Here is a 16,133-nt window from a genome sequence, read left to right as displayed (position 1 = left end):
ACGCCGGCCCATAGCAGTCATTTCACGCAGGGCAGCTCAGCGATCCCCGTTCCTGCGGTCATCACCCCCTCGCTGTTCAGGCGCTGCCCGCTCGGGGCCGCGCTCAGGCCCACGAGCCGGCGCGGCACGCGGATGCTCCGCCATGTTCTGGGGATACTGCTGTTGCCGTGGCTGCGGACGCGGCTGGGATTGCGGCCGGGCCTCCGGCATCTGGCGCATCTGCTGCTCGCGCGCGTCGCGGTTTGGATGCTGCTGGCCGGCATCCCGTTGCGCGGGAAAGCCCTGCGGGCCTGGATTCACGGCGGGCGGGCCCACGGGCACGCCGCCCGGCGCATGTATCGCCGGACTTCTGCGCTCGCCCTGCGCGGGACCGTCACGGCGCATGTTCAGCCCGCCCGGTCCGCCACGAGGATCGCTGCCGGCCAGCAGCGGCCGCGGCATCGCCATCATCGCGGGGCCTCGGCCGTGGCCGGCAAACTGCGCCCTGTCGTGCCCGAAATCCCGCATGTGTTCGATCTGCATCCGCGTGGGCGGCATGTGCTGCTCGCGCGCGGCCGCCAGCTCATGCGGATTGGGCCGGGCATCCATGCCGCCGCGTCCGCCGTTGTAGCTGATGCGGCGATTGTCCACGGACACATCCACATTGCGCACATACACGTTGGTGACGCGCGTCACGTCCACATGTGTCACGGCGCGGTTGTACAGGAACACGTCGCGATCCCAATATCCGCCGACATATCCCGTGCCGATATAGCCGAAGCCGTAGTTCACCCCCCCATAGAAGCCGATGTGCGGTCCCCAATAGCCGGCATGCCAACGATAGAAGCCATCCACGTAGCCCCAGTAGCCGGGCGTCCACAAGGCGCCGGTATACGGCGCCAGCAGCCAGGCCCCGGGCACCCAATAGAAGCCCCGGGCATTGAGGGCCCAGTAACCCGGGGTCCAGATATAGCCCGGGCCGGGCACGGGCGGTTGCTCGTACACCGGCAGCAACGGCGGCGGCGCGGGGCTGGTTTCGATCGGCGCCAGGTTCGCGTTGGCGGGATCCGGCCCGATCGTCGGACCCGTCGTCGTCGTGGTCACGGTGGTGACCGTCGTGCTCTGCGCATGCGCCGCGCCGCTCACCCCGAGCGCCGCGCACATCACCGGCATGACAGCCAGACACAGCGATATTCTGGTTCTGCTGAATTCACGCATGATGGATTCCTGACTGTCCACGTGCAGGCTTCTCCGGCAGCCGCCGAAGGCGCGAGGCGGCCTCAATAGCCGTAGTAGTAATGGTAGTAATGCGGGTGGTAGTACACCGGCGCCGGCTCATAGTGACGGGCTGGAACGACGATACACCCGCTCATGGTGCAGGCCACGGCGATCACCAGAATCATAGTCCTGATCATGACGGACTCCTTGTCTGTCCTGCGCATCGGAGCGACGCGGCAGGTAAGGGATTAGGCCGTCATCCCGCGCGCAAGTTCTTCGCCTGTAATGGCTTCGAAACACCTGATCGGTGACCGATCATGTCGAATTCATGCGGCAACCCTGGCATTTGCAATGCTTCTGTCGGCAGCCTGAATACCCGCCGGAAGACCCCGCAGACAGGGCCGAAGGCAGCTCGTCCCGCGGCAAGACGAGAGGATGCGCCGCTAGCTGGCGCGCAGGGTCGCCGGTTCATGCTCGCCTTCCGGCGCCATGCGGCAGGTGGAAGGATAGCCGCTCACCTGCTCGGTGCACACATCGTGCAACAGCCATCGCGTGAATTGCCGCAGCACCGGTGAATAGCGGTGATTCGATTTCACCAGCAGGCTGAATCGTGGCACGCGGTCACGAGGCAGCTTCTTCAGCACGTCCATGCCGAACGGCGCCACCAGCCGCCCCGCCGCCACGAGACGCACGGCGTCGGCATATGAAAGGAACCCCACTCCCAGGCCCGCCAGCACCGCTTCCATCATGGCCGCGTGCGTGTGCAGCCGCATGACGGATTGCGTGGGACGCTCGGACACGCCCAGCAGGTCCAACGTGTCTTCCCACAGAGTATTGGCCACCAGCGACGAGATGACGTTGTGCCGCAGCAGATCCTTCGGTTCGTCGACCGGCAGCCGCTCCAGCAACGCCGGCGTGGCCACCAGCACCTTCACGTCATCCAGCAGCGGCGTCTCTTCGTATCCCGGCGGCGCGGTGTAATTCCAATGGATGGCGGCGTCCAGCCCTTGCGAATCCAGCTCCACCAGCTCGACTCCCACGGCCATGCGCAGGTCCAGGTCCGGCATCGACGCGGTGAACAGCCCCAGACGCGGCACCAGGAATTCGGTGGCAAAGTACGGACTGACGTACAGGTACAGATGCGGCGTCTCGGGCGAGACCTGCACGGCCTGCACACCATCGGCAAAACGGTCCAATCCGTCGCGCACGTGCAGATAGAACGTCTGCGCCGCCACGGTGGGCTTCAGGCTGCTGACGTCGCGGTGGAACAGTTGCTGATCCAGATGGGATTCGAGATGCTTCAGTTGCTGGCTGACCGCCTGAGGCGTCAGGCATAGCTCGCCCGCGGCCTGGCGTATGGAGCCATGCCGCATCACGGCTTCGAAGATCCGCAAAGCGTTCAGGGGAGGAAGTCGATAACGCATGAAACGCGGGTTGCAGGGCGGTGGGACGTGCGCGGTCAATCATATCCCTTTCGGCCTTCGTCTTGCGGATGGCCCTGCGGGGGATCAAGGCTTGCGCGCGAGGACTCCCACTGCCATCCATGCCGCCACCGGCGACCAGACCGTCGCAAGCCCCCCTGAGGTTCCGGCACGGCCTCGATGGCCTTGCGCCGCCATGTACGCCTTTGCAGATCAGGCGGAGGGCTTGTTCATCCGTGCCTGCCTGGCCAGCAGCGTATCCAGCTGATTGGCGAACGCCTTGCGGTCGGACTGGCTGAACGAAGGCGGCCCTCCCGTATCGACGCCGCTGGCGCGCAGTTCTTCCATCATGTCTCGCACGGCCAGGCGCTCGCGGATGGTCTGGTCCGAATAGCGCTCGCCTCTCGGATTGAGCGCCAGCGCTCCCTTCGCCAGTACATCGGCGGCCAGGGGGATATCGCCGGTGATCACCAGGTCTCCCGCCTCGGCATGCTGGGCGATGTGCGCATCGGCGACATCGAACCCACGGGGGACCTGCACCGCGCGAATGAACGGAGAGGGCGGCGTGCGCAGCATCTGATTGGCCACCAGGGTCAAGGATATTTGCCACCGTTGTGCCGCCCGGAACAGGATGTCCTTGATGACGGCGGGACAAGCGTCTGCGTCGACCCAGATATGCACGGGTGTCTCTCTTCCTGAAACGGATAAGGTCTGGCCAATGAACAGCAGAGGTGCCGCAGAGGTGTGGACACATGCGCGCCATGAGCGGGTTCATCCGGAAGGGCCGAATGCCGTGTCCGGCGCCGCGGCATAACAGGGCAGCAATCTCCGGCGATCGCTGCGATGCGGTCCGTCCGGTCGTGAGGCCAGTTGTATTGCGAGTCCGCAAAAGCAAAACCCCGCAGACGGTTGGTCTACGGGGTTTTGGGGATAAGAGCCTGACGATGACCTACTTTCACAGATGTACATCCACTATCATCGGCGCAAAGGTGTTTCACGGTCCTGTTCGGGAAGGGAAGGGGTGGGACCACCTTGCTATGGTCGTCAGGCGTAAGGGGTTGAGCGGTTGACGTGTGTGTCAAACGCTCTGAAGAAGAAGCACGCGGTGCAGGGGTTAGGGCCCTGCGACGTAAAGCGTGTTGGATAGGTATGTTGGGTTGTGTTTGCACGGCGTTCTCGCCGGCACGGTGCGCGTTAGCACCTTGGCGGCGCGCTCGATGGCGCCGCTTATGAAGACTGTAGAGTTATAGGATCAAGCCTCACGGGCAATTAGTATCAGTTAGCTCAATGCATTACTGCACTTGCACACCTGACCTATCAACGTCCTGGTCTTGAACGACCCTACAGGAGAGTCAAGCTCTCAGGGATACCTAATCTTCAGACGAGTTTCCCGCTTAGATGCCTTCAGCGGTTATCTCTTCCGTACTTAGCTACCCGGCAATGCCATTGGCATGACAACCGGTACACCAGCGGTACGTCCATTCCGGTCCTCTCGTACTAGGAACAGGCTCCGTCAAGTATCCAACGCCCACGGCAGATAGGGACCAAACTGTCTCACGACGTTTTAAACCCAGCTCACGTACCTCTTTAAATGGCGAACAGCCATACCCTTGGGACCGGCTACAGCCCCAGGATGAGATGAGCCGACATCGAGGTGCCAAACACCGCCGTCGATATGAACTCTTGGGCGGTATCAGCCTGTTATCCCCAGAGTACCTTTTATCCGTTGAGCGATGGCCCTTCCATTCAGAACCACCGGATCACTATGTCCTGCTTTCGCACCTGTTCGACTTGTCAGTCTCACAGTCAAGCACGCTTATGCCATTGCACTATCAGCACGATTTCCGACCGTACCTAGCGTACCTTCGAACTCCTCCGTTACGCTTTGGGAGGAGACCGCCCCAGTCAAACTGCCCACCATGCACTGTCCCCGATCCGGATAACGGACCAAGGTTAGAACCGCAAACAAACCAGGGTGGTATTTCAAGGTTGGCTCCACTCAATCTGGCGACTGAGTTTCTGCGCCTCCCACCTATCCTACACAGGCCGGTTCACAATCCAATGCAAAGCTACAGTAAAGGTTCATGGGGTCTTTCCGTCTAGCCGCGGGTAGATTGCATCATCACAAACACTTCAACTTCGCTGAGTCTCGGGAGGAGACAGTGTGGCCATCGTTACGCCATTCGTGCAGGTCGGAACTTACCCGACAAGGAATTTCGCTACCTTAGGACCGTTATAGTTACGGCCGCCGTTTACCGGGGCTTCGATCAAGAGCTTGCACCCCATCACTTAACCTTCCGGCACCGGGCAGGCGTCACACCCTATACGTCGACTTTCGTCTTAGCAGAGTGCTGTGTTTTTAATAAACAGTCGCAGCCACCGATTCTCTGCGACCCTCTCAGGCTCGTTGCGCAGGCAACTCACCCTAACAGGGCATACCTTCTCCCGAAGTTACGGTATCAATTTGCCGAGTTCCTTCTCCCGAGTTCTCTCAAGCGCCTTGGAATATTCATCCCGTCCACCTGTGTCGGTTTGCGGTACGGTCTCGTACAGCTGAAGCTTAGAGGCTTTTCCTGGAACCACTTCCAATCACTTCGCGAATAAATTCGCTCGCGCCACACCCTTGAGTCATGTACCCGGATTTGCCTAAGTACCCTCTTCAATGCAGCAACAGGGACATCCAACACCCTGATGATCTTCCGCGATCCGTCCCCCCATCGCACTGTACGACGGTGCTGGAATATTAACCAGCTTCCCATCAGCTACGCATCTCTGCCTCGCCTTAGGGGCCGACTCACCCTGCGCCGATGAACGTTGCGCAGGAAACCTTGGACTTACGGCGAGGAGGCTTTTCACCCCCTTTATCGCTACTCATGTCAGCATTCGCACTTCTGATACCTCCAGCAGCCTTTACAAGCCACCTTCGCAGGCTTACAGAACGCTCTCCTACCGCGTGTACCAAAGGTACACACCCGCAGCTTCGGTTTATCGCTTAGCCCCGTTACATCTTCCGCGCAGGACGACTCGATCAGTGAGCTATTACGCTTTCTTTAAAGGGTGGCTGCTTCTAAGCCAACCTCCTGACTGTCTATGCCTTCCCACTTCGTTTCCCACTTAGCGATAATTTGGGACCTTAGCTGGCGGTCTGGGTTGTTTCCCTCTTGAGTCCGGACGTTAGCACCCGGTGCTCTGTCTCCCAAGCTGTACTTGCGGGTATTCGGAGTTTGCAATGGTTTGGTAAGTCGCCATGACCCCCTAGCCATAACAGTGCTCTACCCCCCGCAGTAATACTTGAGGCACTACCTAAATAGTTTTCGGAGAGAACCAGCTATTTCCAGATTTGTTTAGCCTTTCACCCCTATCCACAGCTCATCCCCTAATTTTTCAACATTAGTGGGTTCGGTCCTCCAGCACGTGTTACCGTGCCTTCAACCTGGCCATGGGTAGATCATCTGGTTTCGGGTCTACACCCAGCGACTGAACGCCCTGTTCGGACTCGCTTTCGCTACGCCTTCCCTATTCGGTTAAGCTCGCCACTGAATGTAAGTCGCTGACCCATTATACAAAAGGTACGCCGTCACCCCATAAAGAGGCTCCGACTGTTTGTATGCACACGGTTTCAGGATCTATTTCACTCCCCTTCCGGGGTTCTTTTCGCCTTTCCCTCACGGTACTGGTTCACTATCGGTCGATTACGAGTATTTAGCCTTGGAGGATGGTCCCCCCATCTTCAGACAGGATTTCACGTGTCCCGCCCTACTTCTCTTACGCTTAGTTCCACGCTCCACATTTCGTCTACAGGGCTATCACCTGCTATGGCCAGACTTTCCAGACTGTTCGACTATATGAAACGCTAAATCGTAAAGGCTGTTCCGATTTCGCTCGCCACTACTTTCGGAATCTCGGTTGATTTCTTTTCCTCGAGCTACTGAGATGTTTCAGTTCACCCGGTTCGCTTCCACTAGCCTATGTATTCAGCTAGGGATACTGCTTGCGCAGTGGGTTTCCCCATTCGGATATCTGCGGATCAAAGCTTGTTTGCCAGCTCCCCGCAGCTTTTCGCAGGCTACGACGTCCTTCATCGCCTGTAATCGCCAAGGCATCCACCATGTGCACTTAGTCGCTTGATCCTATAACACTAGAGTCTTATAGGTGCTGAGTTTCGCGCTTGTGCCGTTCATTCAAAGCTCATCGACTTTCGCCTCACCCAGATCGCCCTCGCGGACTCTCCAGTACTACCTGCTACTCGCCAACCTTGACTTTTGAGAACAATTTAATGCAATCACAACCCGTATCCCTTTTCATCAGGCTCCCTGGTGGAAACCCAATTACTCAGAAACACTTTACGTTGTGCTTCTTCCTCATTGTTAAAGAGCAAAATGACATTGGGTAAAACCCAACGATCAATACTGATTCACAGCATTCATCGTTGCGCTTTGGTGGAGGATGACGGGATCGAACCGACGACATCCTGCTTGCAAAGCAGGCGCTCTCCCAGCTGAGCTAATCCCCCCCCTTGAATCGACTGGTGGGTCTGGTTGGATTCGAACCAACGACCCCCGCCTTATCAAGACGGTGCTCTAACCGACTGAGCTACAGACCCCCTCAAAACTAGGCAAGTCATTTCACAACAAACAACCGATAAGCGTGGACGCTTAATGACGTGAGCTTCAGCTCTTAAAGGAGGTGATCCAGCCGCACCTTCCGATACGGCTACCTTGTTACGACTTCACCCCAGTCATGAATCCTACCGTGGTAATCGCCCCCCTTGCGGTTAGGCTAACTACTTCTGGTAAAACCCACTCCCATGGTGTGACGGGCGGTGTGTACAAGACCCGGGAACGTATTCACCGCGACATGCTGATCCGCGATTACTAGCGATTCCGACTTCACGCAGTCGAGTTGCAGACTGCGATCCGGACTACGATCGGGTTTCTGGGATTGGCTCCCCCTCGCGGGTTGGCAGCCCTCTGTCCCGACCATTGTATGACGTGTGAAGCCCTACCCATAAGGGCCATGAGGACTTGACGTCATCCCCACCTTCCTCCGGTTTGTCACCGGCAGTCTCATTAGAGTGCCCTTTCGTAGCAACTAATGACAAGGGTTGCGCTCGTTGCGGGACTTAACCCAACATCTCACGACACGAGCTGACGACAGCCATGCAGCACCTGTGTTCCAGTTCTCTTGCGAGCACAGCCAAATCTCTTCGGCCTTCTAGACATGTCAAGGGTAGGTAAGGTTTTTCGCGTTGCATCGAATTAATCCACATCATCCACCGCTTGTGCGGGTCCCCGTCAATTCCTTTGAGTTTTAATCTTGCGACCGTACTCCCCAGGCGGTCAACTTCACGCGTTAGCTGCGCTACCAAGGACCGAAGTCCCCAACAGCTAGTTGACATCGTTTAGGGCGTGGACTACCAGGGTATCTAATCCTGTTTGCTCCCCACGCTTTCGTGCATGAGCGTCAGTGTTGTCCCAGGAGGCTGCCTTCGCCATCGGTGTTCCTCCGCATATCTACGCATTTCACTGCTACACGCGGAATTCCACCTCCCTCTGACACACTCTAGCCCGGTAGTTAAAAATGCAGTTCCAAAGTTAAGCTCTGGGATTTCACATCTTTCTTTCCGAACCGCCTGCGCACGCTTTACGCCCAGTAATTCCGATTAACGCTTGCACCCTACGTATTACCGCGGCTGCTGGCACGTAGTTAGCCGGTGCTTATTCTGCAGGTACCGTCAGTTGCTCCAGGTATTATCCGGAACCGTTTCTTTCCTGCCAAAAGTGCTTTACAACCCGAAGGCCTTCATCGCACACGCGGGATGGCTGGATCAGGGTTGCCCCCATTGTCCAAAATTCCCCACTGCTGCCTCCCGTAGGAGTCTGGGCCGTGTCTCAGTCCCAGTGTGGCTGGTCGTCCTCTCAAACCAGCTACGGATCGTCGCCTTGGTAGGCCTTTACCCCACCAACTAGCTAATCCGATATCGGCCGCTCCAATAGTGCGAGGCCCGAAGGTCCCCCGCTTTCTCCCGTAGGACGTATGCGGTATTAGCTACGCTTTCGCGTAGTTATCCCCCGCTACTGGGTACGTTCCGATACATTACTCACCCGTTCGCCACTCGCCACCAGACCGAAGTCCGTGCTGCCGTTCGACTTGCATGTGTAAGGCATCCCGCCAGCGTTCAATCTGAGCCAGGATCAAACTCTTCAGTTCAATCTCTGTTTGTGCACCTTGAATCTCATCCTAAGACTCAACCCAAGATGCGTTCGCTAGCTTATTCAAAGGAAGTGAGGTTTAAAAAACCTTACTTCAATTGTGTAAGCGCTTGATGATACTTTTGCTTCGGCGCGAATCTGCGTAAACGCAAACCGCACCATGCACACGCATCAAGCGCCCACACTTATCGGTTGTTCAGTTGTTAAAGAGCGGTACTGCGAACTGCTTTTACTATCAGCGCCGTGCAACTTCCGTGTCACGCCGCCTTGCTAATCTTGTCCTGCCTACTGCTTGCCTTGCGTCGTCCGCCGCTGTGTCAGCAGCAGAGAAACGAGATTATGAAGAAGTTTTTTGACGCTGTCAAGTCAGTTCGTTTCGCCTCTCCGTTTTTCGATCAACTTATTCGTCGATCGGGATTCCTCAGCCGCGCTTGGCGCCACACCTCAGAACCACCCCGGATAAGCGCGTTTTCTGTAAAAAACCCTCAGAAAACAACCACTTGACCTAACTTTCTTCACTTCGTCCCGCCGCCGTTTCAGCAACAGAGGGACGAGATTATGAAGAAGTTTTTTCAGCGTGTCAAATCAATCCGCTTCGCTACCGCTTTCGATCAACCAACCTCTCGTTGACCTAGATTCCTCCGCCGCGCTTACGCGCCAAGCTCCGGAACCACCTCGGCAGCCGCCTCGCCCAAACCCCAGGCAAAACAACGCACTGACCAGACCTTTCTTCACTGCCCTGCTTTTTCCTACCCCTCGGCACCTACCGCGTCGTCGCCCATTGCGTAGAACGTTTCAACTGCCGAGCCAATAACTATAGCACAGGGTTTCTACCGAACGCAAATAGGGACCGAAGAATCGTTACGCCACCATGAAGAAACCATGGAGTTTGGGTGACGGTTCCCTGCAACTCCCTCTGCAAGCCCCCCTTCGCCCCCGCCGCCGCTCATGGCTTACGGTACCCTACGCCGTAGAGCATCCACCCTATATATAGAACGAGAACATGAGCGAAGACATCCTGATCAATGTCACTCCCTTCGAGACGCGCGTCGCGCTGGTGGAGCAGGGCGCCGTCCAGGAGCTGCACGTAGAGCGCAGCATCCAGCGGGGCCAGGTGGGCAACATCTATCTGGGACGGGTGGTCCGCGTGCTGCCCGGCATGCAGAGCGCGTTCATCGACGTGGGCCTGGAGCGCGCCGCCTTCATACACATAGCGGATCTGCGCGAGAACCGCGCCGAGCGCAGCCAGGGGCAGACCCCTACCCCCATAGAGAAGCTGCTGTTCGAGGGACAGACGCTGATGGTGCAGGTGATCAAGGACCCGTTGGGCACCAAGGGCGCCCGGCTGTCCACCCAGATCAGCATCGCCGGCCGCATGCTGGTGCACCTGCCGCACGACCCGCACATCGGCATTTCGCAGAAGATCGACTCCGAGACCGAGCGGACGCAGCTGCGCGAACGCCTGCAGGCGCTGATCCCCGCTGAAGAGAAAGGCGGCTTCATCGTGCGCACCCAGGCCGAGGGCGCCACCGACGACGAGATCGCCGCCGACCTGGAGTATCTGCGCAAGCTGTGGGCCAGCGTGCAGGCGGCGGCCCGCAGCCAGCCCGCCCCCACCCTGCTGCACCACGACCTGACCCTGGCGCAACGCGTCTTGCGGGACATGGTGGGCCCGCACACCGGCAGCATCCAGGTCGATTCGCGCAGCACGACGGCCTCCCTGCAGGAGTGGGCCCGGCTGTACACGCCGTCGGTGGTGGAGCGCGTGCGGCACTACAGCGGCGAGCGCCCCCTTTTTGACACCGCCGGCGTCGACGAGGAAATCGCCCGTGCGCTGTCGCGCCGCGTGGACCTGAAGTCGGGCGGCTACCTGATCGTGGACCAGACCGAGGCGCTGACCACGGTGGACGTGAATACCGGCGGCTTCGTGGGCGGCCGCAACTTCGACGACACCATCTTCAAGACCAACCTGGAAGCCGCGCAGGCCATCGCCCGGCAATTGCGGCTGCGCAACCTGGGCGGCATCGTCATCCTGGACTTCATCGACATGGAGGATCCCGAGCACCGCGAGACGGTGCTGGCGGAGCTGAAGAAAGCCTTGTCGCGCGACCGTACCCGCATGACGGTGAACGGCTTCACCCAGTTGGGCCTGGTGGAAATGACCCGCAAGCGCACCCGCGATTCGCTGGCGCACCAGTTGTGCGAGCCCTGCCCCATGTGCCAGGCGCGCGGCACGGTGCGCACGCCGCGCACCGTCTGCTATGAGATCCTGCGCGAGATCCTGCGGGAAAGCCGGCAGTTCAACCCGCGCGAGTTCCGCGTGCTGGCCTCGCAACAGGTGGTGGATCTGTTCCTGGAAGAGGAAAGCCAGCATCTGGCCATGCTGGGTGACTTCGTGGGCAAGCCCATCACCTTGGAAGTCGAGGCGACGTATGCCCAGGAGCAATACGACATCATCCTGATCTGAGGGCCGGCCGGCACGCGAACGCCGTACCAGAACACCCCGCGGCGGGCCTGGAACGTCTTAGAATCTTGCGCACAAGAATCAGGATGCCGCTCATGGCATCGAATCGAGGAGACGTTCCATGTTCCGCAGCCGTCGTACCGCCGCCGCGCTGGCCTCCAGCGCGGCCATTCTGGCTTCACTCTTTTCCACACCCGGCACCGCGGCCGAGGCCGTCAAGATCGGCGTGCTGACCGACATGGCCGGCGTCACCGCCGATGCCACCGGCAAGGGTTCCGTCGAGGCCGCGCGCCTGGCCATCGAGGAAGCCGGCGGCAAGGCATTGGGCCAACCCATCGAGCTCGTCAGCGGCGACCACCAGCACCGCCCCGACATCGGCAGCAGCATGGCGCGCCGCTGGTTCGACGTGGACGGCGTCAGCGTCATCGTCGACGTGCCCAACTCGGCCGTCGCCCTGGCCGTGCAGGGCGTCGCCCGCGAAAAGAAGAAGCTCGTGCTGTTCTCCAGCCCCGGCACCACCGCGCTGAGCCAGGAGCAATGCTCGCCCTATGGCGTGCAATGGACCTACACGACCTACGCCCTGTCGCGCGGCACCGCCAACGCGGTCGTGCGCGAGGGCAACAAACGCTGGTTCATCCTGGCGTCCGACTATGCCTTCGGCAAGCAGCTGGCGGCGGACACCACCGCGGTGGTCAAGGCCAATGGCGGCGACGTGGTCGGCACCGTCTACCATCCCCTGAATGCCTCGGATTTCTCGTCCTTCCTGTTGCAGGCGCAGGCCTCCCGGTCCCAGATCATCGCCGTCGCCAATGCGGGCGGCGACACCATCTCGGCCATCAAGACGGCGGCGGAGTTCGGCATCGGCCGCGGCGACCAGAAACTGGCGGCCATGCTGCTGCTGCTGACCGACGTGCACAGCCTGGGCCTGGAAGCGGCCCAATCCACTTTCCTGACCGTGCCTTCGTACTGGGACCGCAACGAGGCCTCGCGCGAGTTCTCGAAGAAATTCCAGGCGCGCGTGGGCCACCCGCCCACGTTCCTGCAGGCCGGCGTGTACAGCTCGGTGCGCCACTACCTGAAGGCGGTCGAGGCGGCCGGCACCATTGATGCCGAGGCCGTGGCCGCCAAGATGAAGGCGCTGCCCATCGATGACCCCTTCACCCTGAACGGCCACATACGCGCCGATGGCCTGGTGGTGCGCGACATGCTGCTGGCGCAGGTGAAGACACCGGCCCAATCCAAGGCGCCCTGGGACTCCTACAACATCGTGCGCACCATTCCGGGCGATGACCTGGCGTGGCCGCTGTCCGAAAGCAAGTGCCCGCTGGTCAAGCAGTGAAGAGACGTGCGCAATGAAATCGCCCATCGCCCTGGCCGACTTCGGCAGCTTTTATGTGGGTGGCCGCCAGGTGCGCATCGAAGGCAGGCCGACGCACGAGATCGCCTTCACCGAGACGGCCTCGATCACCTACGACCCGAACGGCACCTATCACGTCGAACAGGCGTACGTGCAGTACTTCATCCCGGCAGAGCAAAGACATCCGCTGCCGGTCGTGATGCTGCACGGCGGCGGCATGACGGGGACGATGTGGGAGCGGACGCCGGATGGGCGGCCAGGGTGGCTGCAAGACTTCCTGCGGATGGGGCACGCGGTCTATGTCGTGGACAACGTGGAGCGCGGCCGGGCGGGATGGACGCCGTTCGAGGAAGTGTGGCCGGACCCACCGATCATCCGCAGTGCGGAGGAGGCCTGGTCGTTGTTCCGCATCGGGGCGGCGCAGGATTACACCGCACGCAAGCCTTTCGCCGACCAGAAGTTTCCGGTGGGGTACTTCGACGCGTTCATCCGGTATGCCGTGCCCAGATGGGTGGGGAACAACGATGCCGCGCTGCGTGGATTCTGCGCGGTGCTGGATCGCGTGGGGCCTTGTGTGGCGATGGCGCACAGCCACGGCGGGGAAGTGGCGTTCAGGGCGGCGCGGGAAAGGCCGGCGCTGGTGCGGGCTGTCGTGGCGATCGAACCTTCGGGGTTCGCGTCGGGCGCTGAGCGCGACGAGGAAGAGCAGTCCGTGCTGCTCGTATACGGCGACTATCTGGATGCGACGCCGTTGTGGAAGCGGCTGACGGCCGCGGGCGCCGACCATGCGCGGCGCCTGGCGGAAGAAGGCAAGACGGTCGAGCATCTGGCGTTGCCCAGCCTGGGCGCCCCCGGGAACTCGCACTTTCCGATGATGGACAGCAACAGCCAGGAGATTTCGGCATGGATCTCGGACTGGATGTTTCGCCACTGCCGCCAGGCAGGGGGAGCCTGAGGGGACTGTCGCCCGAGGCCATGCACTCGCCGCGGCTTGCCCGTGCAGATGAAAGGTATGTTTGCCCGGATCGATGCCAATCAGCGTGACGATGCTCATGAGAGGTCGGCCATGAAGCGCAATCCCCACTGAGGCTATCGCTTCGTGGGGATCGGGCTGGCCATCTCATCGAGCCCGCGGGCTTCAACCGACAAAACGTCGGCTTGGTAGGTTTCAGAACGGTTAGAGGAACTTACTGCGGTTCAATTACAGACAACCCATTGATTTAATGCAATATTCGCTCTGTTTTCTTATATTTGTGTAAAGCATCGAGACAATAGCTTCCCGCTAGGCTAGGACAGGAAGTGCGAGCGTCATCGCGCACCAGATGCTAATCCCAGTGCTCTGTCGAGATCCATCGAAGTCGAGACTTATGTCATCCAATTCAGGAATCGAGAATTTCCGATATACAAGCACTGGCACGCAGTCCAGCGAGATTTCGCCTCTGGAGGTCCGATTTCGTGTGTCGAGTTCAAAGCGGCCCGCCTTTCTCCTCGGAATTGGGCCTTTGCCTGTGGCAGGTGACCCGAGGGACCTCACAGGCACACGGCGCCCGTCTGGTCCGTTACGGCTGGCGAACGACGGTCGTGTCGACCTAAGCCGTCGATAGCGACGGCCCGCTTTCGGCCATAGCATTCTTTCAGGACAGTGTTTAAACACGCATCGAAGCAAGTACACTAATGGTCACGAGAGCGTGACAAGTTAATACATTATTCCCCGACACGAAAAAGACGGGAGCATCAATGGCAAAGCAGCTTTCACCTGCCGGTGTAATGGCTCTAAAAGAGGCATTGTGTTCGGTCTACTGGTACAAGTCTGACCTGCGGGGTTTTCTAAGTCGTCGGCCCTGAACAATCAGGTTCTGGGTCGACCAAGCAATGTGACGCCCTGGTTATCTCGGCACAGTCACTGTCATCGCGGTAAAGCAGTCCATCCATAGTGCCAGGAGCAGGGCGTAAAAAAGCCGCAGCCGGCGCAGCAGCAGGCGGATGTTGTGGCCCGCGCCACACAGCACGGCATGCATCGCATCGCCCAGCGCGCCCTTGAGCCAGTTCCGCCCCAGCTTGCCGTCAGCCTTCATGTGTCCGATGGTCGGCTCGATGGCGCTGCGGCGCTTGATCATCGCTTTCAGGCCGCGAGTCAGGCCGCGCCGCTGGCCTGAGCGTAGGATCTGCACACCCGGCACTTCGACCCCGCGGTAACCGCGATCCACGACCGCCGTGGTGATCGGGCTTTCGGCAATGATCCCCGCCTGCTCCAGCGCCTCGGCCAGCGTGTGCCCGTCGTACGGATTGCCCGGCATCGAGCGCGCGCCCACCACGAACCCTTCCTTGAGCGTCGTGGAGATCGACACCTTCACCCCAAACTCGTAGGGCGTCCTGGCCTTGCCCTTGCTGATGCATTCGACCTCGGGCGCATGCAGCGCGTACAACTTGTTCTTGTCCTTCGGGCGCTGATCCAGGATACGTTTGGTCCGTACCATCAAGTCTTGCAGCGAGGCGCGCGCCGTCACCTGCACCCGATCCATCTGCCGGTCGATGTCACGCCAGACCCGCCCCACGCGCGAGCGCAATGTACGCAGCGACTTGTTCATCCGCTTGAACTGCCGGGCGTGCGCATACCGACCTATCTGCACGGCCAGCCTCGGCGCCTCGCGGTTGTAGTTCTGCCGCAGCTTCAATCCGTGTTCGGTCGCCGCCTTGACCAGGTGCGCGCGACTGCGCTCGAGCAATCGCGAATCGGTCGGATGCGAGATCGCCTTGGGAGCCACCGTCGTATCCACGATCACCGTCTTGAAGCTGGCCGCGCGCAGCAGTCCGCCGCCTTTGGCTGCCGCCACGGTCGCAGCCAGCAACTCCTCCACTCCCGCCTCGCCCAGACGAGTGCGCCAGCGCGTCAAACTCGACGCGTCGATCGGCGGCTCGGTCTGCAAATAGGTCTCGCCGGTGAATACCTGCCAGTACGGGTTCTCCACCCAGCCCCACACCACGGCCTCGTCCGACAGATCGAACGCGTGTTGCAGGTACAGCAGCCCGGCGATCAACCTCGGCGACGTGGCGGGGCGGCCTCGGCCCGAGGTGAAACCCGATGCGCACACGGCCTCTATGCGCTGCCAGTCCATCAGATCGGCCAATTGCACGATCGGATGCTTCAGGTTGATCTGTTCGCGCAATGGATGGCGGAACAGATCGCCGCTCCGGGCTGCTGGCGTCTTCGGGCCCATCTAAACCTCGGATAAATTTGCAGGAAAACGGGCTTCTATTATCTCCAATCCTGCAATTCCTCACCACCTATCCTGCTTGGAAAGCCCTATGAAATAAGGCTCCGCAGGATTGTTCAGGGCCGACTAAGTCTTTGCCTATCAAACCCCGCAATTCTGAACTCTTTCAACTGGGAAAATTACAAACGTCAGATTGCGTCTGACGTCGTTGATTTCCTAGTTTCCAATCCCGCCAATCATCTTGGCAATCTGACCAAGATTTGTTAC

At 59.9% G+C, this 16,133-nt stretch carries 8 protein-coding genes, 2 tRNA genes and 3 rRNA genes; 3 read left to right on the top strand and 10 right to left on the bottom strand.

Translation table 11 applies throughout. The features are described 5' to 3' along the window. Positions 1 to 36: 36 nt before the first annotated feature. From A6745_RS06340 to A6745_RS06305, 9 genes are all read right to left on the bottom strand, one after another. Positions 37 to 1,197 carry a YXWGXW repeat-containing protein gene (locus A6745_RS06340; RefSeq protein WP_231885921.1) on the bottom strand — a complete coding sequence of 387 codons (1,161 nt, stop codon included), beginning with the start codon at positions 1,195 to 1,197 and terminating at the stop codon, positions 37 to 39. Positions 1,198 to 1,259: 62 nt separating this feature from the next. Beyond that, positions 1,260 to 1,394, bottom strand: a complete 135-nt coding sequence (locus tag A6745_RS29520) for a hypothetical protein (protein ID WP_269148886.1) — start codon at positions 1,392 to 1,394, stop codon at positions 1,260 to 1,262. Positions 1,395 to 1,640: 246 nt separating this feature from the next. Beyond that, positions 1,641 to 2,621, bottom strand: a complete 981-nt coding sequence (locus tag A6745_RS06335; protein ID WP_082852919.1) for a LysR substrate-binding domain-containing protein — start codon at positions 2,619 to 2,621, stop codon at positions 1,641 to 1,643. A gap of 210 nt (positions 2,622 to 2,831) precedes the next feature. Further along, positions 2,832 to 3,299, bottom strand: a complete 468-nt coding sequence (locus A6745_RS06330; RefSeq protein ID WP_066124831.1) for a YaiI/YqxD family protein — start codon at positions 3,297 to 3,299, stop codon at positions 2,832 to 2,834. 255 nt (positions 3,300 to 3,554) lie between these two features. After that, positions 3,555 to 3,667: ribosomal RNA gene (gene rrf / locus A6745_RS06325) — 5S ribosomal RNA — on the bottom strand. 199 nt (positions 3,668 to 3,866) lie between these two features. Then, positions 3,867 to 6,748, bottom strand: a 23S ribosomal RNA gene (locus A6745_RS06320). A gap of 307 nt (positions 6,749 to 7,055) precedes the next feature. Beyond that, a tRNA-Ala gene (locus A6745_RS06315) sits at positions 7,056 to 7,131 on the bottom strand. A gap of 13 nt (positions 7,132 to 7,144) precedes the next feature. Continuing rightward, a tRNA-Ile gene (locus A6745_RS06310) sits at positions 7,145 to 7,221 on the bottom strand. Between the two features lie 76 nt (positions 7,222 to 7,297). Continuing rightward, positions 7,298 to 8,828, bottom strand: a 16S ribosomal RNA gene (locus A6745_RS06305). Together the 16S, 23S and 5S rRNA genes with 2 tRNA genes alongside form the textbook arrangement of a ribosomal RNA operon. A 1,005-nt stretch (positions 8,829 to 9,833) precedes the next feature. On the opposite strand from A6745_RS06305, the gene rng reads away from it, so the two are divergent. From rng to A6745_RS06290, 3 genes are all read left to right on the top strand, one after another. After that, the gene (gene rng, locus A6745_RS06300; RefSeq protein WP_066124828.1) at positions 9,834 to 11,297 is read left to right on the top strand and encodes a ribonuclease G; all 1,464 of its coding nucleotides are present in this window, start codon (positions 9,834 to 9,836) and stop codon (positions 11,295 to 11,297) included. Positions 11,298 to 11,415: 118 nt separating this feature from the next. Continuing rightward, complete coding sequence (locus tag A6745_RS06295) at positions 11,416 to 12,633, top strand: ABC transporter substrate-binding protein (protein ID WP_082852918.1); 1,218 nt, start codon at positions 11,416 to 11,418, stop codon at positions 12,631 to 12,633. Between the two features lie 13 nt (positions 12,634 to 12,646). Then, positions 12,647 to 13,606: an alpha/beta hydrolase family protein gene (locus A6745_RS06290; RefSeq protein WP_066124826.1), complete on the top strand. Its 960-nt coding sequence runs from the start codon at positions 12,647 to 12,649 to the stop codon at positions 13,604 to 13,606. Positions 13,607 to 14,537: 931 nt separating this feature from the next. On the opposite strand, the gene A6745_RS06285 is transcribed toward A6745_RS06290, so the two are convergent. Next, complete coding sequence (locus A6745_RS06285) at positions 14,538 to 15,869, bottom strand: IS5 family transposase (RefSeq protein WP_066124824.1); 1,332 nt, start codon at positions 15,867 to 15,869, stop codon at positions 14,538 to 14,540. Between the last annotated feature and the right edge of the window lie 264 nt (positions 15,870 to 16,133).

The sequence above is a fragment of the Bordetella ansorpii genome, from assembly GCF_900078705.1.
Lineage (GTDB): Bacteria > Pseudomonadota > Gammaproteobacteria > Burkholderiales > Burkholderiaceae_B > Bordetella > Bordetella ansorpii_A.
Note: the sequence above shows the minus strand (reverse complement) of the source record. Positions and strands in the feature narration are given on the sequence as shown.

Excerpts from the sequence above, each read along its gene's own strand:
- A6745_RS06340 (WP_231885921.1), bottom strand. The coding sequence starts at position 1,197 with ATGCGTGAATTCAGCAGAACCAGAATATCGCTGTGTCTGGCTGTCATG.
- A6745_RS29520 (WP_269148886.1), bottom strand. The coding sequence starts at position 1,394 with ATGATCAGGACTATGATTCTGGTGATCGCCGTGGCCTGCACCATGAGC.
- A6745_RS06335 (WP_082852919.1), bottom strand. The coding sequence starts at position 2,621 with ATGCGTTATCGACTTCCTCCCCTGAACGCTTTGCGGATCTTCGAAGCC.
- rng (WP_066124828.1), top strand. The coding sequence starts at position 9,834 with ATGAGCGAAGACATCCTGATCAATGTCACTCCCTTCGAGACGCGCGTC.
- A6745_RS06295 (WP_082852918.1), top strand. The coding sequence starts at position 11,416 with ATGTTCCGCAGCCGTCGTACCGCCGCCGCGCTGGCCTCCAGCGCGGCC.
- A6745_RS06290 (WP_066124826.1), top strand. The coding sequence starts at position 12,647 with ATGAAATCGCCCATCGCCCTGGCCGACTTCGGCAGCTTTTATGTGGGT.
- A6745_RS06285 (WP_066124824.1), bottom strand. The coding sequence starts at position 15,869 with ATGGGCCCGAAGACGCCAGCAGCCCGGAGCGGCGATCTGTTCCGCCAT.